Raw genomic sequence first — 22,390 nt, 5'->3', positions numbered from 1 at the left:
AAATCTAACACCATAAGTCAAAATGTCTTGGTTCTGTCATGATCACGTCACGATCCCGTGAGCTGCGACGATCGAGTCGTGATAGATCATGACAAACCCAACAGAGCGGTGTAAGTCAGGCATCAGATCCGCAACGTTCTGTTACCTCCCTCTTCCGTCAAGAAACGAAAAGGTGCTAGTTATCCGGGAGAGTTGTGACAGCTCATGCCTTTGAGGAGAAAATTCGTGTCATACGCACGGAGGACCGGAAGGTTCCTCGCAGTCGCCACCGGAGCGGCGATCCTGCTGACCGCCTGCGCCAGCGGTGAGGACAAGCCCGCCGCCAACGAGTCCGGGTCTGCGAGCAGCGCCCCCGCCGCCGCCGACACCACCGTCACCCACGCCTTCGAGCAGGAGCTGAACTCCTACAACGGTTACACCTCCGAGGAGTACTCCTCGCAGAACCACATCGTGGTCAACAACCGGGTCCTGCAGGACGTGTGGGGCTACAGCACCGAGGGTGGCGTGAAGCGCAACCCCGAGGTCGCCACCTACGAGAAGGTCTCCGACGACCCGCTGACGGTCAAGTACACCTTCAACCCGAAGGCCGTCTGGTCCGACGGTGCCGACATCGGCTGCGCCGACGTGATGCTCACGTGGGCGACCGGCTCGGGCAAGTTCACGGACTTCTCCTACATCAGCACCGAGCAGTGGGGCCGGGTCGAGCTGCCCGACTGCAAGGTCGGCGACAAGGAGATCACGCTCAAGTACAAGCAGCCCTTCGTCGACTGGGAAGCCCTCGATGTCCTGACCATGCCGGCGCACATCGTCGCCGAGCAGGGCGGGCTCACCGTCGAGGAGTTCGTCGACGCCGTCAAGAACGGCGACAAGGGCAAGCTGAAGAAGGCCGCCGAGTTCTACAACAAGGGCTGGCTGTTCAACGGCAAGATGCCGGACAAGAAGCTCATGCCCGCGAGCGGTCCGTTCGTGATCGACTCCTACTCCCCCGGCCAGTCCATCACCCTGGCCCGGAATGAGAAGTACTGGGGCGAGCCGGCCAAGGCGGCCAAGGTCGTCATCCGCTTCATCCCGCAGGACGAGCAGGTCCAGGCGCTGCAGAACGGTGAGACCAACATCATCGAGCCGCAGTCGAACCCGGACGTCGTCGCCCAGCTCGGGGGCCTGAACGGCGTCACGGTCAAGACGGGTGACCAGTTCCTGTTCGACCACCTGACCTTCAACTTCAACAAGGGCCCGTTCAAGGACCCGAACCTGCGCAAGGCGTTCGCGCTCTGCGTGCCACGTCAGCAGATCGTCGACAACCTGATCAAGCCGCAGAACCCTGAGGCCCAGACGCTGGACGTGCGCAACGTCGTCGGGTTCCAGCCGCAGTACGCCGACACGGTCGCCTTCGCGGGCGGCGACAAGTGGAGCACCGTCGACATCGAGGCCTCCAAGAAGCTGCTCTCCGAGTCCGGCAAGGGCAAGCTGAAGGTCCGGATCGGCTACAACCAGCCGAACCCGCGCCGCACCCAGGTCGTCGAGCTGATCAAGGCCTCGTGTGACCAGGCCGGCTTCGACATCGTCGACACCGGCAGCGAGAAGTTCTTCGCCGACGGCGGCGACCTCGCCAACACCAACTTCGACGTGGCGCTCTTCGGCTGGTCGGGCTCGGCCCTCAACAGCGGCTGGACCTCCACCTACCACACCGTCGAGAAGTGCACCCCGTCCGGCAAGGGCAACAACAAGGGCTGCTACTCCAACAAGGAGCTCGACAAGGTCCTCGACGAGATCCTCAGCGAGACCGACCCCACCAAGACGGTCGACCTCGTCAAGCAGGTCGAGAAGACCCTCTGGGACGACCTGATGAGCATCCCGCTCTACTCGCAGCCGGCGCTGACGGCCTGGAGCGAGAACGTCCAGAACGTCGTGCCGAACGCCTCCCAGGCCTCCGTCACCTGGAACATGCACGAGTGGGCCATCCAGTAGTAGGCCCGCGGACCGTCTGACGCCCTCGGGGCCGGGTATGCGCCCGGCCCCGAGCGGTGCCTGGCGGCACTCTCACATCTGATCTACACGGGGCCGCCGCTCTGCCTCACCCCGGGCGGGCGCGGCGGCGCCCGACCTACCCGGGTCGCGCCCCGACACCCCTCCATGGCCGGCCCGTCACCGCAGGAGGTCGGGGGAATGCTCGCATTCATCGCGCGGCGGCTGGCCATATCAAGCCTCGTTCTGCTCGCCGCGACTTTCATCATGTTCGTCCTGGTCGCCCTGTCGGGGGACCCGCTCGCCGACCTGCGTGAGCAGTCGACTCCGCAGGCGCAGGCGCAGATGGCGGCCCGTATCAAAGCCCTGAGACTCGACGTGCCGATCCCGGTCCGCTATTTCGGCTGGCTGACCGACCTCTTCCGAGGCGACCTCGGCGTCGACAAGAGCGGGCACGCCGTGAGCTCCCAGCTCGCCCTGGCGACCACCGCCACGCTCCAGCTCGTCGTGATCGCGACCCTGCTCGGCGCCTTCATCGGCATCATGATCGGTGTCGTCTCCGCGCTGCGTCAGTACAGCAGCTTCGACCACGGGATCACTTTCGCAGCGTTCGTCTGCTTCTCGCTACCGGTTTTCTGGGTGGCGACGATGCTCAAGCAGTACATGGCGATCGAGTTCAACGACTGGCTGCGCGACCCCGTGATCCCGCTCTGGGTCATCGGGCTCGTCGCCGTGTTCGCCGGGCTGGTCTGGGCCTCGATCTACAAGGGCCGGTGGAAGGGGAAGCTCACCACCTTCGCCATCGGCTTCGCCGTCACCGCCGTCGTCCTGTACGCCCTGTCCGCGAGCCACTGGTTCGCCGACCCCGGCCTCGGTTTCCCCTTCATCCTCGTGGTGTCGCTGGCCGCCGCGGCGGGCGCGAGCACGCTGGTCGCCGGCTGGGAGAACCTCCAGCCGATGTACGCGGCGCTGGCCAGCGCCGGAGTGGGCGCCCTGTTGTACCAGCCGCTCCAGCCGGTGCTCTCCGACGCGAACCTGCTCTCCATCTTGGGGCTCGCCCTCCTCACAATCGTCGTGAGCTGGGTGCTCGGCCACACGCTGGGCGGGCTGCTGCGCCGCCAGGCCATCCCGCTGGCCGTCTTCAGCGGGCTGCTCACCGGCGGACTGATCTTCGTGGACCGGATCCTGCAGGCGTGGCACAGCTACACCGTCTCGGTGCGCAACCGCCCCGTCGCCACGATCGGGTCGGAGACCCCCAACTACTCGGGCGATTTCTGGCACGTCTCGCTGGACTCGGCGATGCACCTGCTGCTGCCCACGCTGGCGCTCATCCTGATCGGCCTGGCCGGCCACTCCCGGTACAGCAGGGCCAGCATGCTCGAGGTGATGAACCAGGACTACGTCCGCACCGCGCGCGCGAAGGGCCTGCCGGAGCGCACGGTGATCATCAAGCACGCGTTCCGCAACGGGATGATCCCGATCACCACGATCCTCGCGCTCGACTTCGCCGGGGTGTTCAGCGGTGCGGTCGTCACCGAGCATGTCTTCGGCTGGCGCGGACTGGGCGCGATGTTCACCAAGTCACTCAAAGAGGTCGACCCCACCCCGGTCATGGGCTGCTTCCTGGTCGCGGGCGCCGCCATCGTGATCTGGAACATGGTCGCGGACATCGCCTATGCCTACCTCGACCCGCGCATCCGGCTGTCGTGACGGAGCGGAGACACTTTCGATGACACTGAACACAGAGCACGCCGAGCCCACCGCCGCCCCGCAGGGCATGGCGGTCACCGCCCGCACCCAGCGCCAGCTCGTCACCCGCAGGTTCTTCCGGCACAAGGGCGCGCTGTTCGGCCTGGCCCTTTTCCTCTTCGTCTTCGTCCTGGCCTTCACCTCGATCGGCTTCGGGCCGCTCCCGGGCTGGTGGGACAAGCCGTGGACCGGCAGCGGCACCATCCTGGACCGCGGACGCCCCACGCTCAGCGTGATCCCCGAGTTCCTCGGCGGCTCCGGCATCCACCTCGGCGAGCACCCGTTCGGCCAGGACAACCTGGGCAAGGACTACTTCGCCCTCACCATGCGCGGCGCGCAGATCTCGATCATCGTCGCGCTGGCCATCGGCCTCGTCTCCACCTTCGTGGGCACCGTCATCGGCGCGCTGGCCGGATATTTCCGCGGCTGGATCGAGTCGGCGCTGATGCGGCTCACCGACGTGATGATCACCATCCCGGTCCTGATCATCGGCGCCGTCGTCGGCCAGATCGCCGGCAACCTGGGCCCGTACTTCCTGGCCCTGATGCTCGGCGTCATCACCTGGACCAGCGTCGCCCGGCTGGTGCGCGGCCAGTTCCTGTCGCTGCGTGAGAAGGAGTTCGTGGAGGCGGCGCAGGCCGTCGGCACCTCCTCACGCCGGATCATCTTCAAGCACATCATGCCCAACACGCTCGGCGTGATCATCGTGAGCGCCACGCTCGCGGTCTCCTCCGGCATCCTGCTGGAGACGGCGCTGTCGTTCATCGGGTTCGGCGTCAGGCCCCCGGACACCTCGCTCGGACAGCTCATCCAGACCTACCGCAGCGCCATGGTGACCCGGCCGTGGCTCTTCTGGTGGCCGGGCATCTTCATCATCGCGATCGCGCTGTCGGTCAACTTCATCGGCGACGGCCTGCGCGACGCCTTCGATCCTCGACAGAACCGGGTGCGCAACTGATGACGACCAGCAAACAGGGTGTCCACATCGGTCGGCGCCTGTCGGATTCCAAGCGCCCCGGCGAGACCGAGATCCTGAAGGTCGAGAACCTCCAGGTCAGCTTCCCCACCGAGGACGGCCTCGTGCAGGCCGTACGTGGGGTGTCCTACACGGTGCGCGAGCGCGAGGTGCTCGGCATTGTCGGCGAGTCCGGCTCCGGCAAGTCGGTCTCGTCGATGGCGGTCATGGGCCTGCTGCCCAAGAGCGCCAGGATCAGCGGCAGCATCCGCTACCGGGGCGAGGACGTCCTGACCATGAGCGAGCGCAAGCGCCGCGGGCTGCGCGGCCGCAAGATCGCCATGGTCTTCCAGGACCCGATGACCGCGCTCAACCCGGTGCACACCATCGGCGACCAGCTCGCCGAGGCGGTGCTGGCCCACGACCTGATCCCGCGCAAGGACGCGCTGGCCCGCGCCAAGGAGATGCTCGACCTGGTGGGGATCCCCCAGGCCGAGGCCCGGCTGCGCAGCTATCCGCACGAGTTCTCCGGCGGCATGCGGCAGCGCGCGATGATCGCCATGGCGATCATCAACAACCCGGACGTGATCATCGCCGACGAGCCGACCACGGCGCTCGACGTGACCGTCCAGGCGCAGATCCTGGAGAAGCTGCTGGAGGTCAAGGACGCGGTGGACGCCGCGATCGTGCTCATCACGCACGACCTCGGCGTCATCGCCGGCATGGCCCACCGCATCCTGGTCATGTACGCCGGCAAGCCGGTGGAGATCGGCGAGGTCGACCAGGTCTTCGCCCGGCCCCGCATGCCGTACACGGTGGGTCTGCTCGGGTCGATCCCGTCGGCCACCGTCTCCGGCGAGCGGCTGCAGCCGATCAAGGGCACGCCGCCCTCGCTGATCAATCTGCCGCCGGGCTGCCCGTTCTCCCCCCGCTGCCCGCTCGCCGACGACCAGTGCCGTACGGCGGAGCCGCCCATGGCGGAGACCGAAAGCGGCACGCAGCTGGCCGCCTGCCACCACTGGTCCAAGCTGGCCGAGGCCACGGACCCGACCGCGTTCTTCCGCACGAACAGCGAGACCTCATGACCGAGAACACGCCTCTGTTGCAGGTCGAGGACCTGGTGATGCGCTTCCCCGTCAGGGGGACCGGCCTCATCCGCCGGGTCGTCGGCCACGTCCAGGCCGTCAGCGGCGTCTCCCTGCAGGTGGACAAGGGCGAGACGCTCGGAGTCGTCGGCGAGTCCGGCTGCGGCAAGTCCACGACAGGCCGCGCCATCCTGCAGCTCCACCGGCCCACCTCCGGCTCCGTCCGGTTCGAGGGCAAGGAGCTGACCACGATGACGGCCAAGCAGATGCAGGCCGTACGGCGGGACGTCCAGATCGTCTTCCAGGACCCCTACGCGTCGCTCAACCCGACGATGCCGGTCAACGACATCATCGCCGAGCCGCTCAAGGTCCACGGCCTGTGGAAGTCCACGGGGCCGGAGAAGGTCGCCGAGCTGCTCAGCATGGTCGGGCTCAGCCCCGAGCACGGCAACCGCTACCCGCACGAGTTCTCGGGCGGGCAGCGCCAGCGCGTCGGCATCGCCCGGGCGCTGGCGCTGGAGCCGAAGCTCCTGATCCTCGACGAGCCCGTCTCCGCGCTGGACGTGTCGGTCCAGGCCGGCGTGGTGAACCTGCTGGAGGACCTGCAGGACCGCCTCGGCCTCGCGTACGTGTTCATCGCGCACGACCTGTCGGTGGTCCGGCATATCTCGGACCGGGTCGCGGTGATGTACCTGGGCAAGATCGTGGAAATGGCCGACCGCGACGATCTCTACGAGCGGCCGATGCATCCGTACGCCCAGGCCCTCCTCTCGGCGGCCCCGACGGCCGATCCGGCGGTGGAGCGGCGCAGGGAGCGGATCATCCTCACCGGTGACGTGCCGAGCCCGATCGACCCGCCGAGCGGCTGCCGGTTCCGCACCCGCTGCTGGAAGGCGCAGAGCATCTGCATCAGCGAGGAGCCCCCGCTGACCGACCGCGGCGACGGCCACCACGTGGCCTGCCACTTCGCCGAGATCAACACGGCCGTCGGCTAGGCAGTTTCCGGACACGACCCAGACACGGGCCCCCGGCCGCCCCACGCGGCCGGGGGCCCGTCCTGTCTCCGCCCGGCGCGTCAGGGCTCACACACCCGGCGCGGCAGGGGGTCGATGCCGTCGGCCAGGCCGCGCATGCCCACGGCCAGCCGGTGGCGCACACGCCCGAGGAGGCTCGCCGCCATCCGATCGTCGTCGTCGCCCGCGCGGACGCTCTGTGCCGCGCGGAGGCGGCGGCGCAGGTCGGTCTCCGCGACGAGTTCGGCGTGGGCCCGGTTGATGTCGGCCAGCCCCATCTCGGCGGCCTTCCGCATGTCGTCCATCGTGCTCATCTGCTCTCGTTCAGGGGGTGGATGAGGGCGGCCGCGACGCGTCTCGCCTCGCCCGCGGGGCTGCGCCGGCCGGTCACTCCGTCCCGGCGTCCTCTTCGGGGCCGTCCTTTTCGGTGCCGCGCGCAGCTCGCCGCCGTGGCGGGTCCGACCGGGCCAGCAAGTCGAGCAGATCCAGTCTCAGCGGGTTCGCCATCGCCCGCATAGCGCGAGGGTCGGTGTCTCGCATATGTCAAAGCTATCTTTGACGTTTTAAAGTGTCAAACACTTCTTTCACATCTATGCTCCCGCCCCCTCGCGGGACGTCCACGGACCTCGGCCGGGTCGGTCGCTTCGCCTGAGGGAACCCGCGACCCTCTCTCATGGAGCCTTCGCTCCGCCCCGGCTCCGCTCCCCCGACCCCGTGAACGGTTGCGGTCAGCACACTCGCGAGCCCGGGCCACCCGGCGGCCACACGACGCCAAGCGCCAAAAGGGCCGCCCGAAATTGAGGTTAAATCGCCCCAATTCGACCGCGACAATTCCCGAAAGTCGCGTTTCCTGGCATATTGCGCCGCGATATTGTCCGGATTGTGTCACAGAATCGTGACACGGGCGCATACGTATAGTCGACATGGTCGCTCTCTCATCCGTCCAGGTCAACGCTTTGCCTCAACACAAGGTGATTTACTTTGAGGCACGAACCAAGCAAGAAATAAATGGCGCCCGTCGTCTCATTGACCTACGGAAAATAACTTGCCAAAGTTCCCTCAAGTCGGGATTTCTGCCGACCTTTGATGTCCCTCTCGGGAGCTCCTGCGCGATGACGATCCCTTCAGAGACCACCGCAGAACCGACAACGGCGATCACACCCGCCGCAACCGGCGGAAGCCTGGTCGGCCGGTCCCCCGGCCAGCTCATGTGGCGGCGCTTCCGCCGGGACCCGACAGGCATGATCTCGGCGGTCATCGTCCTGTTCTTCATCCTGGTCGCCGTCGGCGCCCCGCTGATCTCCCTGCTGTACGGCAAGGACCCGTACACGACCTACGGCCAGGACCGGCCCGGCCTGCTGAACGACTTCGGCTTCCCGCTCCTGCCCAACGGCGGCATCAGCTCGGAGTTCTGGTTCGGCATCGAGCCCGGCCTCGGCCGCGACGTCTTCATGCAGCTCGTGTACGGCATCCGGACCTCGCTGCTGATCGCCCTGACGGCCACGATCGCCACCACGCTGATCGGCATCGTGGTCGGCATCGTCGCCGGCTACGTGGGCGGCAGGACCGACTACTTCATCGGCCGCGTGATCGACGTCCTGCTGTCGTTCCCCTCGACGCTCTTCATCATCGCGTTCATGCCGGTGCTGGAGAACCTCATGGTCAAGCCCGAGGAGGAGACGCCGGTCTGGCTGCGCGCGGCCACGCTGATCATCTTCCTGACGATCTTCGGCTGGGCCGGGCTGGCGCGTCTGCTGCGCGGCAACGTCCTGTCCCTGCGCGAACGGGAGTTCGTCGAGGCGGCCAAGGTCACCGGCGCCTCACCGGCCCGGATCGTCTTCAAGGAACTGCTGCCCAACCTGTGGACCCCGATCCTGATCCAGTCCACGCTGCTGCTGCCCGCCCTCGTCACCTCCGAGGCCGCGCTGTCCTTCCTGGGCGTCGGCATGATCGAGCCCACCCCGGACTGGGGCCGCATGTTCCTGCGCGGCACCGAGGTCTACACCGACGACATCACCTACCTGATGTTCCCGGGCATCGCCCTGCTCATCTTCGTCATCGCGTTCAACCTGCTCGGAGACTCCGTACGGGACGCCTTCGACCCCAAGATCAGACGCTGACCACGTCTCCCGCAGATCCCCCAGATAAGGAGCGACATGTCCATCCGAAAGCGGTCGACGGTGGCCGTTCTCGCCGTCGGTGTCCTGGCTCTCGCCGGCGCCTGTGCCAAGGGCGGCGGAGGCGGGACGCCCGCCGCCGCCGGCAACCCGTCCAGCGCCGCGTCGGACCGGGGGCCCTCCGCCGACACCGCGCCGAAGATCGCCATCGGCACGGCCGACGACTCCAACGGACCCGCGATCGCGCCGGAGGGCGTCGTCAAGGGCGGCGCGATCAACATGATCGACCGCGACGACTACGCCCACCTCGACCCGGGCCGCATCTACACCAACGTCGAGAGCGCCTTCGCCCTGATGTACGCCCGCCAGCTCACCGGCTACAAGCGGATCGCGAAGAACGACTACAAGCTGGTCGGCGACCTCGCCACCGACACCGGCCAGGCCTCCGACGGCGGCAAGACCTGGACGTTCACGCTGAAGGACGGCGTGAAGTGGCAGGACGGCACCCCGATCACCTCCGGCGACGTGAAGTGGACCATCGAGCGCCTCTTCGCCTCCTACAGCACCGAGGGCGCCCCCTACGTGCAGCAGTGGCTGACGCAGGAGAACTACAAGAAGTCCTACAAGGGCCCCTACGACGGCAAGCACCTCGACAACATCGAGACGCCCGACGACAAGACCGTCGTATTCAAGTTCAAGGAGCCGCACGCCGACGCGAACTTCGCGCTGGCGATGACGACGTACGGCATCGTCCCGCAGGCGAAGGACACCAAGGAGAGGTACGACAAGGAGCCCTTCTCCAACGGTCCGTACATCATCGTCAACCACGTCACGGACAAGTCGATGGATCTGGAGCGGAACCCGAACTGGGACCCGGCCACCGACCCGATCCGCGGCGCGTACCCGGACAAGTGGCACATGGAGTTCGGCTACCAGAACCTCCAGGCCACCGACCGGTTCATCGCCGACGCGGGTGACGACAAGAAGACGTTCAGCTTCTACCGGCAGGTCGCGCCGGAGCGGCTCCAGCAGGTGCTGTCCGACCCCGCCTTCAAGTCGCGCCTGATGAGCCAGCCGTCGCCGTACGCGGACTACTACTACTTCAACCTCGACCGGGTGAAGGACATCAAGATCCGTCAGGCGATCAACTACGCGTGGCCGGCCAAGCAGCTCCAGCAGATCGGAGGCGGCCCGGTCTCCTCGGTGATCTCCACCACGATCCTCAACCCCACTCTGGCGGGCTACCAGGAGTACGACCTCTTCAACAAGAAGGCCAAGCCCGAGGGCGACGTCGAGAAGGCGAAGGAGCTGCTCGCGCAGTCGAGCAACCCGCACCCGACCATCGTGTACGCCTACAACCAGACTCCGGTCCAGGAGCGCATCACCGTCGCAATCAAGGCCGGGCTGGAGAAGGCCGGCATCAAGGTCGTCGCCAAGCCGCTCAACCCGAAGACCTGGTACGACTCGATCACCAAGATCGATAACGGGTTCGACATGTACTGGGGCGGCTGGGGCGCCGACTGGCCCAACGCGGCCACGGTCTTCCCGGTGATCTTCGGCCCGATCGTCGAGGGCGGGCAGAACGTCTCCCACTTCAAGGACCCGGAGATCCAGGCGGAGATCAAGCGCATCCAGGGCATGAGCGACGCCGACGAGGCGAACAAGGCCTGGGGCGCCCTCGACAAGACCATCATGGAGAAGGTGACGCCGCTGGTCCCCGACGTGAACAGCATCGCCAACTCCCTGCACGGCTCGCTGATCGGCGGCGCCGAGATCGACCCGATCAACTGGGTCGTCTCCCCGAACACCATCTTCGTGAAGCAGCAGTAGGCCACGTCTCCGGGGCGCCCCACGAGGCGCCCCGGAGCCCCGCACAGGAGCTCCGGTGCTTCGTTTCCTGACTCGCAGAGGTCTCAGCGCGGCGTTCATCTTGTTGATCGTCTCCGCCGTGACGTTCTTCCTCTTCTTCGCCGTGCCGGGCGACCCCGCCCGGCTCGCCTGCGGCAAGGTCTGCCCGCCCGAGACCCTCGTCCAGGCGAGGCACAACCTCGGCCTGGACCAGCCGATCTTCGTCCAGTTCGTCGAGTGGGTCTCCGGGATCTTCGTCGGCCGCGAATACGAAGGGCTGGGGCACTGCCCGGCCCCCTGCCTGGGTTATTCGTTCGTGAACCAGGAGCCGGTCTTCGGCACGATCGTCGACCGGCTGCCGGTGACGCTCTCGCTGACCGTCGGCGCGGCGGTCGTCTTCCTGCTCTTCGGCGTCGGCACCGGCATCATCGCCGCGCTGAACCAGGGCAAGCCGCTCGACAAGATCGCCAGCGTGTCGTCCCTGATCGGCGCGTCGGTGCAGATCTACTTCATCGGCACCCTCGCCATGTACTTCCTCGTCTTCCAGTGGCAGGTCATCGAACGGCCCCGCTACGTGCCGCTCACCGAGGACCCCATCGGCTGGGCGTACGGCCTGCTGCTGCCGTGGATCGTCCTGGCGATCATCTTCACCGCCAACTACACCCGCATGACCCGCTCGACCATGGTGGAGCAGCTCAGCGAGGACTACGTCCGCACAGCGCGCGCGAAGGGCATGTCCGCGCGGACGGTCGTGCTGAGGTTCGCGCTGCGGGGCACGCTCACTCCCATCGCGACGATCTTCGGCATCGACCTCGCCAGCCTCATCGGCGGCGCGATCATCACCGAGACGACCTTCAGCCTCCAGGGCATCGGCCGCCTGTCGATCCAGTCGGTCAACAACGACGACCTGCCGATGCTGATGGCCACCGTCCTGCTCGCCGCCGCCGCGATCGTCGTCTTCAACGTCATCGTCGACGCGCTCTACGCCGTCATCGACCCGCGCGTCCGCCTCAGCTAGGAGCCATCGCTTGACCGCCGTCACGATCACCGAGACCGGCCGGGGCCGCCGGAGCGACTCGTTCCTGTCCGTCCAGGATCTACACGTCTCCTTCCAGACAGAGGACGGGGTCGTCAAAGCGGTGGACGGGCTCTCCTTCGAGGTCGAGAAGGGCACCACCCTCGGCATCGTCGGCGAGTCCGGCTCCGGCAAATCCGTGACCAACCTGACGATCCTCGGGCTGCACAGCAGCGAGCAGGCCGAGATCCGCGGCGAGATCTGGTTCGAGGACCAGGAGTTGGTCGGTGCGAGCCGCGGCACCCTGGAGCGGCTGCGCGGCAACCGCATCGCCATGATCTTCCAGGACCCGCTGACCGCGCTGTCGCCGTTCCACACCGTCGGCCGGCAGATCGGCGAGGTCTACCGCAAACACAAGGGCGCGAGCAAGCGCGAGGCGCGCGACCGGGCGGTCGAGATGCTCGAACGCGTCGGCATCCCCAACGCCCGGGTCCGGGTGGACGACTACCCCCACCACTTCTCCGGTGGCATGCGGCAACGCGTGATGATCGCGATGGCGCTGGTCTGCGACCCCGCGCTGGTCATCGCCGACGAGCCGACCACCGCGCTCGACGTGACCGTCCAGGCGCAGATCCTCGACCTGCTCAAGGACCTCCAGGACCAGATGGGCACCTCCATCATCCTGATCACGCACGACCTCGGCGTGGTCGCCCAGGCGGCGCACAACGTGCTGGTGATGTACGCCGGCCGGGCCGCCGAGCGCGGCACGGTGCGCGAGGTCCTCGGCACGCCCCGGCACCCGTACACCTGGGGGCTGCTGTCCTCGGCCCCGCGGCTCGGCTCGTCCGTGGACGTGCCGCTCAAGCCGGTGCGCGGGACGCCGCCGAGCCTGCTCACCCCGCCCCCCGGCTGCCGCTTCCACCCCCGCTGCGACTATCGCAACCAGGTCGGCCCCGACCTGTGCTCCACGGAGCTTCCGGAGCTGTCGCCGGAGCGCGGGCACGGCGACGCGTGCTATCTCACGCTGACGCAGAAGCAGGAGATCTTCACCCAGCTCATGGAAGGCCGCTGATGCAACCGCTGCTGGAGCTCAAGGGGCTCACCAAGTACTTCCCGGTGATGGGCGGCTTCATCGTGAAACGCCAGGTGGGCAACGTCCACGCGGTGGACGGCGTCGACCTCAAGATCGGCGAGGGCGAGGCGGTCGGCCTGGTCGGCGAGTCGGGCTGCGGCAAGTCCACCCTCGGCCGGCTGGCCGCCCGGCTGTACGAGCCGACCTTCGGCAAGGTGCTCTACCGGGGCGAGGACATCAGCCACGCCTCCCGGCGGGCGCTTAAGCCGGTCCGGCCCGAGATCCAGATGATCTTCCAGGACCCGTACAGCTCGCTGAACCCGCGCCAGACGGTGGGCACGATCATCAGCGGCCCGATGCGGATCAACGGCATCGACCCGCCCGGCGGCCACGAGAATCGGGTCAGGGAGCTGCTGGAGACCGTCGGGCTCAACCCCGAGCACTACAACCGGTTCCCGCACGAGTTCTCCGGCGGCCAGCGGCAGCGCATCGGCATCGCCCGGGCGCTCTCGCTGAACCCCAAGCTGATCATCGCGGACGAGCCGGTCTCCGCGCTGGACGTCTCCATCCAGGCCCAGGTCATCAACCTGCTCCAGGAGCTCCAGCGCGACCTCGGGATCGCGTTCCTGTTCATCGCGCACGACCTGGCCGTGGTCCGGCACTTCTCCCAGCGCGTGGCGGTCATGTACCTGGGCAAGGTCGTGGAGGTCGGTGACCGCGCGTCGATCTACACGCGGCCCCGGCACCCGTACACGCACGCGCTGCTGTCGGCCGTCCCCGAGGCCACGGTGGACGAGACGCCGCGCCAGCGCATCCGGCTCGCGGGCGACGTGCCGTCCCCGATCAACCCGCCCACCGGCTGCCGGTTCCGCACCCGCTGCTGGAAGGCCCAGGAACGGTGCGCCACGGAGGCACCGCCGCTGCTCCAGCTCGCCGGGAACCGCGAGGGCCACCTCACCGCCTGCCACTTCCCCGAGGCGCCCACGACACACGGCGAGGACGTGGTGCTCGACCCCGCCCTCGCCTGACCGACCATTTCTTGAGTACGGCCGGGCCGCGGACTGTCCGCGGCCCGGCCGTGCTCTCACCACTCGTCACCGCAGCGGCGGCAACTCCGGCGGAGTCGCCGGATCCCTCTCCTCCAGCGCCGCCAAGGCGAGCTCCACCGCCCGCGTCAGCTGCGGATCCCGCCCGGCGACCAGGTCCTGCGGCGTCACGATGACCTCGACGTCCGGGTCGACGCCGTGGTTCTCCACGCCCCACCCCTCGCCTTCCAGCCAGAAGGAGTACCGCGGCTGAGTGACGATGGTCCCGTCCACAAGCGAGTACCGCGAGTCGATGCCGATCACACCGCCCCAGGTCCGCGTGCCCACGAGCGGCCCGATGCCGCGATTCTTGATCCCGGCGCTGACGATGTCCCCGTCCGACCCGGCGAACTCGTCGGTGACGGCCACGATGGGCCCGCGAGGCGAGTCGTCCGGGTACCGCATCGGCTCGTACCCCCGGGCCCGCATCCACCCGGTCACCCGGCGCTGCAGCTTCTCCAGCACCAGCTCGGAGAGATGACCGCCGCCGTTGTCGCGGACGTCCACGATGAGCCCGTCGAAGCCCATCTCGGCATGCAGGTCCCGGTGGAACTGCGCCCAACCGGTGGCCACCATGTCCGGCACGTGCAGGTAGCCGAGCCGCCCACCCGACGCCGCACGCACGAACGCCCGCCGTCCGGCCACCCAGTCGTGGTACCGCAGCGGCGTCTCGTCGGCGACGGGCGTGACGACGACCCGGCGGGTCTCGCCGCCGGAGCCGGGCTGGACAGTCAGCTCCACGGGCCGCTCCGCCGCGCCGGACAGCAGGGCCAGCGGCCCGCGGACCGGATCGACCCGGCGCCCGCCCACGGCGACGATCGCGTCGCCCTCCCGGACGGCGACGCCGGGCGCGAGCAGCGGCGAGCGGGCCTCGTGGTCGGAGGACTCCCCGGGCAGGATGCGGCTGATCCGCCACACTCCGTCCTCGTCCCGGGCGAGGTCGGCGCCGAGCTGGCCCTGGCGGCGCTTGGGATCGCGGGCGACGCCATTGGGCCGCGCGTAGGCGTGGGAGGTGGCCAGCTCACCCTGGACCTCCCAGAGCAGGTCGATCAGCTCGGAGTAGGTGCCGATCCGCTCCACGAGCGGGGCGTAGCGGTCGAGCGTGTCCTGCCAGTCGACGCCGTTCATGTCCGCGCGCCAGAAGTGGTCGCGCATGAGCCGCCCGGCCTCGTTGTAGGCCTGCCGCCACTCGGCGACCGGGTCGATGGTCACGGACACCCGGTCCAGGTCGATGGTGACGACCTCGCCGTCCTCTCCGGTGGCGCGGGTCTGCAGGCCGTTCTTGCCGGTGGCCACCAGGCGCGTGCTGTCGCCGCTGACCTCGAAGGCCCGGAACTCCCTGCCCAGCTCGCCGACCTTGCGCTTGGTCAGGTCATAGCGTTCCAGGATCGGCGTGCCGGGCTCGGTGCCGTCGCCGAGCTGGCCGTTGAGCGGATGGCTCAGCCACAGCAGGCCGTCCTTGGCGGCACGCAGGTTGGAGTAGGTGCCGGCGGGTACCGGCACGGGCACGATCCGTGCCGCCAGCCCGTCGGCGTCCACCTCGGTCACGGGCGGCGTGTCGGACGCGCCGTCGTTCCCGGCGTCCGAACCGGCGTCGGCCTCCCCGTTGAAGCCGCGGCCCGCCAGCGAGGGGTCGAACGGCGAGGGCGTGGTCGCCTTGAGCGGCACCAGGTACGGCCGGCAGCTGCTGGGGAAGGCCAGGTCGAAGACGTGGGCGTCGTAGACCGGGTTGAACGTACGGTCGGACAGGAAGGCCAGGCACTTACCGTCCATGGTGAAGGACGGGCTGTAGTCGTTGAAGCGCGGCGGGGTCACCTCGATCGCGGTGCCGCCGTCCACGCGGGCCAGCTTGAGGTGGCGGCGCTCGGCCTGGTAGGGATGCGCCCAGGCGAGCCAGGCCGAGTCCGGCGAGAACGTCAGCTGCTGCACGTCGCCGTGAGTGGTGCGGTCCAGCTCGCGGACATCCCCGAGGTCGAGATCCACCACCAGGAGCCGCCCGTCGTGAGTGGCGACCGCGGCATGCTTGCCGTCCGGCGCTGCGGCCAGGTCGAGCACCCGGCCGAGCTGACCGGCGGCCAGCGTGCGAATCTCACCGCCGGGTACGCCGATCTCCAGCGCGTCCTCGCCTGATGTGTCCGACACCCAGACAGCCCGGCCGGCGTCGTCGAGAGGCCGCGGCAACCGTACCCGGACGCCGGACTCGGCGCGCAGCACGCCCGCGGGGCCGTCGCGGTGGGTCAGCCAGTGGGCGGTGCCGCGGATCTCGACCACGCTGGCCCGCCCGGTACGGTCCGGCGCGAAGCTGCCGACCTTGCTCGGCGCCGGCCGCTTGGCCCGGGCCGGGCGCGGCCCGCTCAGGGTGATGTCCAGCTTGTACGGCTCCGCTGCCAGGCTCTCCAGCAGCCACAGCTCACCGCCGACGCTGTAGACGACACGGGCGCCGTCGGATGCGGCATGGCGCGCGTAGAAGCCGCGGTGCGTGGTGTGCTGCCGCAGGTCCGAGCCGTCGGGCAGGCAGGAGTACAGGTTGCCGTCGCCGTCGGTGTCGGCGAGGAAGGCCAGGCGCTCCCCCACCCACATGGCCGACCAATGCTGCGCGGGGTTGTCGGCGAACAGGCGGGTGAACTCGCCGTCGCCCGTGGCGTCCACCCAGATCTTGGCCGCGGTGCCTCCGCGGTAGCGCTTCCACTGCGACGGTTCGCGCCACATCGCCGAGACGGTCGCCACCTTGGGGCCGCTGACCGCGGCCTCGCTGACCCGGCCGTACGGCAGGGCCTTCGCCTGGCCGCCGTCCAGCGGAACCGCGTAGGCCCACAGCCGGGTGCGTGAGCCGTGGCCCGCGGCGGTGACGGCCAGTACGCTCCCGTCCTCGGTCCAGCCTCGCACGCCCGTCATGGCGTTGCCCCAGTGCGTGAGCCGCTCGCTCTCGGCGCCCTCCAGATCGGCGGCGAACACCTCGGGCTCGCCCTCGCGGGCGCTGGTCCACGCGATGTGCGTGCCGTCGGAAGAGAACCGGGGGTGGGAGACCGCGGCCTGGTCGGCCGTGAACCGCCAGGCCCTGCCGCCGCCCACGGGCGCCAGCCAGACGTCGTCGTCCGCTACGAAGGTGAGGAGGTCGTCATGCAAGTGGGGGTATCTCAGATATGCACCATTTGCCACATCTGCACCCTACGTTGACCAAGTCCCTCCCGCTTGGGGATTTCCAGACCGAGGCTCCGGACCTGGTGGGGTGGATCCGGGCCTGGTCAGGCCTGCTGGGCGGCCGCGGCGAGCGCCCGCAGGTCGTGTACGGCCTTGGCCGCGTCCTCCGCGCCGTAGACCGCGCTGCCGGCCACGAAGACGTCGGCCCCGGCCTCCGCGCAGCGCTCGATCGTCTCGGCGGAGACGCCGCCGTCCACCTGCAGCCACACCTCGCCGCCGTGCTTCTCGATGAGCGCGCGGGCACGCGACAGCTTGGGCAGCATCACGTCGAGGAACTTCTGGCCGCCGAAGCCCGGCTCGACCGTCATCACCAGAAGCATGTCGATCTCGGGCAGCAGGTCCTCGTAGTAGTCCACCGGGGTCGCCGGGTTGAGCGCGAACCCGGAGCGCGCGCCCGCGGAGCGGATGGCGCGCAGCGTCCGCACCGGCGCCTTGGCCGCCTCGGCGTGGATCGTCACGCTGCCCGCGCCCGCCTCCGCGTACGACGGCGCCCACCGGTCCGGGCTCTCGATCATGAGGTGGCAGTCGATCGGGAGCGACGTCGCCTTGAGCAGCGACTCGACGATGGGCAGGCCGAGCGTGAGGTTGGGCACGAAGTGGTTGTCCATGACGTCCACGTGCAACCAGTCGGCGATGCCCTCCACCCGGGTCGCCTCGTCGGCGAGCCTGGAGAAGTCTGCGGACAGGATGCTGGGCGAGATCTGTACGGCCATGATGCCCGAGTTTAGCCGGGTCGTGTCCCGGGCCCGCCGCGGGTTCCCCCGGCGGCGAGCCCTGTCCCGGCCGCGTCCGCGGCCCGTCTCACCTGCGGCGCAGCAGCGCCAGGAACATCGCGTCGGTGCCGTGGCGGTGCGGCCAGAACTGCGCGTACGGGCCGTCGCCGAGACCGGGGACCTCCGGCAGGTACTCCCTGGCGTCCAGGATCTCGGCCCGCCCGTCCCCGGCGAGGTCACCGACCACCGCCCGGGTCTCGGCCAGGTGCGGCGAGCAGGTCACGTACGCCACCACCCCGCCGGGCCGTACGGCGTCGAGCGCGACGCCGAGGAGCCGCCGCTGCAGGGCGGTCAGCTCGGGGATGCTGCGCGGGTCGCGCCGCCAGCGTGCCTCCGGACGGCGGCGCAGCGCGCCCAGCCCGGTGCACGGAGCGTCCAGCATCACCCGGTCGAACGCCCCCGGCCGCCACGCCGGCTCGGTGCCGTCCGACACGACGATCTTGGCCTCCGCGGTGGCCTGCCATGCCAGCCGGGCGCGGTGATACTGCACGTCCGCGCCGAGCAGGCGAGCGCCCCGCTGGGTGGCCACCGCGTCGAGCAGCCCGGCCTTGCCGCCCGGCCCGGCGCACATGTCGAGCCAGCGCGCGTCCTCCTCCAGGGGAACCCGGGTGAGGGCGAGCGCGACGAGCTGGCTGGCCTCGTCCTGCACGGCCGCCCGCGCCTCGCCGATCGCCCGGATGGCGCCCGGGTCGCCCTCACGCAGATAGGCCCCGTACGGCGAGTACGCGGCGGGTTCGGCCCCGGCGGCGACGAGCTCGTCCAGCGAGCACCGGCCGGGCCGCGCCACCAAAGCCACCTTGGGCCGGTCGTTGTCGGCGGCGAGCAGGGCGGCGGTCTCCTCGACGTCGCCGCCGAGCGCGTCCCGCAGAGCGGCGACGATCCAGGCGGGGTGGCTGTAGCTGACCGCGAGGTTCCCCACCGGGTCGTCCTCGCGCGGCGGGGCGACGATGGGCAGCCATTCCTCCATCGTCCGGGTGGCGACCTTGCGCAGCACGGCGTTGGCGTACCGGGCGGGGCCGCTGCCCACGCGGAGCCGTACCAGGTCGATGGTCGCGCTCACCGCCGCGTGCGCGGGGATGCGGGTCCGCAGCAGCTGGTGGACGCCGAGCCGGATCGCGTCCAGCAGCGGCGGGTCCACCTCCTCCGGCGGGCGGTCACTGCACATCGCGATGACCTCGTCGTACGTGCCGAGCCCGCGCAGCGTGCCGTACGCCAGCTCGGTGGCGAGCGCCGCGTCCCTGCCGCCGATCTTCCGCTGCCGCAGCAGCGTCGGCATCAGCAGGTTGGCGTACGCGTCACGCTCGTCGACGGCGCGCATCAGGTCGTAGGCGGCGTTGCGCGCCTCGTCCCTGACCGGTTTGCCCGGGCCGCGCCGGCCGCCCTGGCCTGCGCCGCCGCGCCGCTGCGGGCCGCCTCGTCCCTGCCCGGCCCTGTCCTGCCCGGCTCTGTCCTGCCCGTCGCGGCGCTGCCCGGCGGGGCCGCCTCCGGCGCGGTTCTGCTCGGAGCGGTTCCGGCCGCCGCGGTTGTCGCTGTTCATGATCGCTCAGCCCAGCCGATCCTCGCCGGAGACGCGCACGCCGCGCGCCCACTCCGCCGCCGTCATCAGGCGCTTGCCCTGCGGTTGCACCTCGCTCAGCTCGACCGGGTGGGACGCGGTGCCGACCAGAACGCTGTTCTTGGCCGCCCTGATCTCCCCGGGACCGAGCCGGTCCGCGTCGGGCGCGAGCTTCACCGGGCCGACCTTGACCCGCTGGCCGCGGAACTCGGTCCACGCGCCGGGGGTGGGCGTGCAGGCGCGGATCAGCCGGTCCACCCGCAGGGCGGGAGCCGTCCAGTCCACCCGGGCGTCGTCCACGTCGATCTTGGGGGCGAGGCTGACGCCGTCGTACGGCTGCTCACGGGCCTCCAGCGTGCCGTCCTCGATGCCGTCCAGGGTGGCGAGGAGCAGCTCGGCGCCCGACTCGGCGAGGCGGCCGAGCAGGTCGCCGCTGGTGTCGTCGGGGCGTACCGGCTCGGTCACGACACCGAAGACGGGGCCCGCGTCGAGCTCCTTGACGATGCGGAAGGTCGCGGCGCCGGTGATCTCGTCGCCGTGCAGCACGGCGTGCTGGACCGGCGCCGCGCCGCGCCAGGCCGGCAGCAGCGAGAAGTGCAGGTTGACCCACCCGTGCCGGGGGATGTCCAGCGCGGCCTGCGGCAGCAGCGCGCCGTACGCGACGACGGGGCAGCAGTCCGGGTCGATCTCGCGCAGCCGGTCGAGGAAGCCGGGGTCCCCGGCCTTCGCCGGCCTGAGCACCTCGATGCCGGCCTCGTCGGCGAGCTGGGCCACGGGGCTGGGGTGAACCTTGCGCCCGCGGCCCGACTGCGCGTCCGGACGGGTGACGACGGCGACGACCTCGTGCCGGGGCGAGTCCAGCAGCGCGCGCAGCGAGGGCAGCGCGGTGTCCGGCGTGCCGGCGAAGACCAGGCGCACTACAGGGCCCTCCCCCGCGTCGCGTGCGGAGAGAACTTGACGGCCGGGGCGGACAGCCCGCTCCACTCGGCCTCGCGGATGGCCCGCATCGCCTGCTTGCGCTGCTTGGAGTCCATGCGGTCGATGAAGAGCACGCCGTCGAGATGGTCGGTCTCGTGCTGGAAGCAACGCGCCATCAGGTCGGTGCCCTCGAGCACGACGGGCTCGCCGTGCATGTTGACGCCCTTGGCCACGGCCCTGATCGAGCGGGGCGTCGGGAAGGACAGGCCGGGGAAGGACAGGCAGCCCTCCTCGCCCTCCTCGTCGAGCTCGGAGGACAGGTCGAGGTCGGGGTTGATCAGGTGACCGAGCTGATCGTCCACGTAGTAGGTGAACACGCGCAGCCCGACACCGATCTGCGGAGCGGCCAGCCCGGCGCCCGGCGCGTCCATCATCGTGTCGGTCAGGTCCTTGACGAGCCGGCGCAGCTCCTTGTCGAAGTCCACCACCGGCTCCGCCGGGGTGCGCAGCACCGGGTCGCCGAACAGGCGGATCGGCTGAATGGACAACAGAGGGCTCCGTTCACATCAGGTGACGTCAAGTTCCAGGGATCAGCCCAGTTTACGGCCCTTCGGCACCGAGCCCGAATGCCGAACGCGGGCGCCCGCCCCGAACGCCCTGATCGCACGCGTGCCCCGGACGACGGTGGGCGCGACCCGGGCGGCGGCAGGCGGGCAGGCGGGAACGCGGATCAGGCGATCTTGGAGCGCACCTTCATCGCGGTCTTACGCGCCGATTTGGCGATGACCACGTCGGGGTGGTGGCGGCCCAGCATCTCCAGGACGGCCAGGGCGTCGGGGTGCTCGGTGCGGCCCATCTCGGGGACCAGCGTGCGCAGGTCCTCTCCCAGCATGTCGATCTGGCCGACCGACTCGCTCCCGGAGCCGATGTACAGCAGGGCGGCGAGGGTGTCCACCGCCACCCAGGCGCCGTCGCTCTCGCTCAGCGCGGGCGCCTCCAGGTCACGGACGCCCAGCCAGGCCGCGGCGTACCGCCACATCATCGGCTCGGAGAGCGCCTCACGGACGGCCGGCTCGGCCTCGGGGCCCAGCTCTTCCAGGATCGTGCCCGCCGTGCCCCGCTGCGCGGCGTTCCCGGACGCCGCGATCTTGATCAGCTCGCGCGCGGCGTCCTCGGGGTTCCGCCGCTCCAGCCACAGCGTGGCGACGCTCGACGACGCCTTCCCCTCCAGCATCGCCTCGATCAGCTCCGCCGCGCCCAGCTCGGCGAACCCCGCCACCTCGTGCAGCGAGGGCGCGTCGTGCCCCTCCCTGAGCAGGTCGCGGCGCACCGCCCACACGCCGAGCGGCGTCAGCGGGACGACCTCGGCGACGGGCTCGATCAGCCCGCAGTACTCCAGTAAGCCGACCGCGTCGGCCAGTTCGCCGGCGAGCGTCATCCGCAGCCGCCGCAGCTCCGCCGGCCGGGCCTCGCAACCGACCTCGTGCGCCTGCAGGATGCCCGAGGCCAGGGCGGCGACGGGCATGCCCGTCCGGACCGAGTAGATGGTCGCGAGGATCTCGGTCAGGTGCTCGTCGATCACGCTGGAGCCGGTCAGGCCCTCCTCGGTGCGGTCGAGAACGTCCATGACCACGCCGTCCCAGAACTCCAGCAGGTTGTGGACCGGCGGGCCGGGCCGGGCGCCGGCCTTGGTGATCTCGATGAGGCGGCCGTTCACCGCGACGATCCAGATGAGACGGAGCCGGCGGGCCTCCAGGCCGAGCTCGCGGACCGCGGCCGCCGCGTCCTCCTCGGTCAGCAGCCCGCCCTCGGTGACCTCGCGCACCCCGGTCCACCGCGCGAGCCGTACGGCGTCGCGCACGAGCGGCACCAGGGGCACGGCACGCACCAGTTCCTCGTCGAAGGCGAGGTCGACCGGCGGGAAAGTGAGGGCGTCGCTGTCGGCCATTACAGCAACTTACTCCACATACGACGCCAGCTGTGCCGTTCGCCGCTTCCTCCTCGCCGGTCTCAGGAGAGCGCGCGGGCGGGCGCCGGTG

Annotated in this window: 17 protein-coding genes; 10 read left to right on the top strand and 7 right to left on the bottom strand. The window is 69.7% G+C overall.

The window, feature by feature from the left end:
• Window positions 1–225: 225 nt before the first annotated feature.
• From AWQ71_RS06905 to AWQ71_RS44560, 5 genes are all read left to right on the top strand, one after another.
• Entirely contained in the window at window positions 226–1,968 is a 1,743-nt protein-coding gene (locus AWQ71_RS06905) for an ABC transporter family substrate-binding protein (protein ID WP_157570219.1), read from the top strand.
• Between the two features lie 198 nt (window positions 1,969–2,166).
• Entirely contained in the window at window positions 2,167–3,675 is a 1,509-nt protein-coding gene (locus AWQ71_RS06900) for an ABC transporter permease (protein WP_067128395.1), read from the top strand.
• Between the two features lie 19 nt (window positions 3,676–3,694).
• A complete protein-coding gene (locus tag AWQ71_RS06895) occupies window positions 3,695–4,672 on the top strand; it encodes an ABC transporter permease (RefSeq protein WP_067128392.1) in 978 nt (325 codons plus the stop codon).
• Window positions 4,672–5,754, top strand: a complete 1,083-nt coding sequence (locus AWQ71_RS44565; RefSeq protein ID WP_067128389.1) for an ABC transporter ATP-binding protein — start codon at window positions 4,672–4,674, stop codon at window positions 5,752–5,754. The genes AWQ71_RS06895 and AWQ71_RS44565 overlap by 1 nt, the downstream gene beginning before the upstream one ends.
• Window positions 5,751–6,749, top strand: coding sequence for an ABC transporter ATP-binding protein (locus AWQ71_RS44560; protein ID WP_067128387.1), 999 nt, complete (start codon window positions 5,751–5,753; stop codon window positions 6,747–6,749). Before AWQ71_RS44565 ends, AWQ71_RS44560 begins: the two co-directional genes overlap by 4 nt.
• 80 nt (window positions 6,750–6,829) lie before the next feature.
• On the opposite strand, the gene AWQ71_RS06880 is transcribed toward AWQ71_RS44560, so the two are convergent.
• Window positions 6,830–7,081 carry a hypothetical protein gene (locus AWQ71_RS06880; protein WP_067128385.1) on the bottom strand — a complete coding sequence of 84 codons (252 nt, stop codon included), beginning with the start codon at window positions 7,079–7,081 and terminating at the stop codon, window positions 6,830–6,832.
• Between the two features lie 798 nt (window positions 7,082–7,879).
• On the opposite strand from AWQ71_RS06880, the gene AWQ71_RS06875 reads away from it, so the two are divergent.
• From AWQ71_RS06875 to AWQ71_RS06855, 5 genes are read left to right on the top strand one after another with little or no spacing between them, the layout of a single operon-like run.
• Complete coding sequence (locus tag AWQ71_RS06875; protein WP_067128382.1) at window positions 7,880–8,887, top strand: ABC transporter permease; 1,008 nt, start codon at window positions 7,880–7,882, stop codon at window positions 8,885–8,887.
• 36 nt (window positions 8,888–8,923) lie between these two features.
• Complete coding sequence (locus AWQ71_RS06870; RefSeq protein ID WP_067128379.1) at window positions 8,924–10,714, top strand: ABC transporter substrate-binding protein; 1,791 nt, start codon at window positions 8,924–8,926, stop codon at window positions 10,712–10,714.
• Between the two features lie 55 nt (window positions 10,715–10,769).
• On the top strand, window positions 10,770–11,750 hold the full coding sequence (locus AWQ71_RS06865) for an ABC transporter permease (RefSeq protein WP_067128376.1): 981 nt from the start codon (window positions 10,770–10,772) through the stop codon (window positions 11,748–11,750).
• Window positions 11,751–11,760: 10 nt separating this feature from the next.
• Window positions 11,761–12,819: an ABC transporter ATP-binding protein gene (locus AWQ71_RS06860; protein WP_067128373.1), complete on the top strand. Its 1,059-nt coding sequence runs from the start codon at window positions 11,761–11,763 to the stop codon at window positions 12,817–12,819.
• Window positions 12,819–13,847, top strand: a complete 1,029-nt coding sequence (locus tag AWQ71_RS06855) for an ABC transporter ATP-binding protein (RefSeq protein WP_067128370.1) — start codon at window positions 12,819–12,821, stop codon at window positions 13,845–13,847. The genes AWQ71_RS06860 and AWQ71_RS06855 overlap by 1 nt, the downstream gene beginning before the upstream one ends.
• A gap of 66 nt (window positions 13,848–13,913) precedes the next feature.
• Here AWQ71_RS06855 and AWQ71_RS06850 read toward each other — a convergent pair whose 3' ends face one another.
• The 6 genes from AWQ71_RS06850 to AWQ71_RS06825 form a co-directional block, all read right to left on the bottom strand.
• The gene (locus tag AWQ71_RS06850) at window positions 13,914–17,063 is read right to left on the bottom strand and encodes a S41 family peptidase (RefSeq protein WP_067128367.1); all 3,150 of its coding nucleotides are present in this window, start codon (window positions 17,061–17,063) and stop codon (window positions 13,914–13,916) included.
• A gap of 86 nt (window positions 17,064–17,149) precedes the next feature.
• Window positions 17,150–17,818, bottom strand: a complete 669-nt coding sequence (gene rpe, locus AWQ71_RS06845; RefSeq protein WP_067128364.1) for a ribulose-phosphate 3-epimerase — start codon at window positions 17,816–17,818, stop codon at window positions 17,150–17,152.
• A gap of 88 nt (window positions 17,819–17,906) precedes the next feature.
• Complete coding sequence (locus tag AWQ71_RS06840) at window positions 17,907–19,415, bottom strand: RsmB/NOP family class I SAM-dependent RNA methyltransferase (protein ID WP_067128361.1); 1,509 nt, start codon at window positions 19,413–19,415, stop codon at window positions 17,907–17,909.
• A gap of 6 nt (window positions 19,416–19,421) precedes the next feature.
• Entirely contained in the window at window positions 19,422–20,351 is a 930-nt protein-coding gene (gene fmt / locus AWQ71_RS06835; RefSeq protein ID WP_067128358.1) for a methionyl-tRNA formyltransferase, read from the bottom strand.
• On the bottom strand, window positions 20,351–20,899 hold the full coding sequence (gene def / locus AWQ71_RS06830) for a peptide deformylase (RefSeq protein ID WP_067128355.1): 549 nt from the start codon (window positions 20,897–20,899) through the stop codon (window positions 20,351–20,353). Before def ends, fmt begins: the two co-directional genes overlap by 1 nt.
• Before the next feature lie 182 nt (window positions 20,900–21,081).
• Window positions 21,082–22,299 carry a hypothetical protein gene (locus tag AWQ71_RS06825; protein ID WP_067128352.1) on the bottom strand — a complete coding sequence of 406 codons (1,218 nt, stop codon included), beginning with the start codon at window positions 22,297–22,299 and terminating at the stop codon, window positions 21,082–21,084.
• Between the last annotated feature and the right edge of the window lie 91 nt (window positions 22,300–22,390).

The organism is Microtetraspora malaysiensis (assembly GCF_001528665.1).
Taxonomy (GTDB): domain Bacteria; phylum Actinomycetota; class Actinomycetes; order Streptosporangiales; family Streptosporangiaceae; genus Microtetraspora_A; species Microtetraspora_A malaysiensis.
The sequence above is the reverse complement of the archived record's forward strand: the minus strand, read 5'-3'. Positions and strand labels throughout refer to the sequence as shown.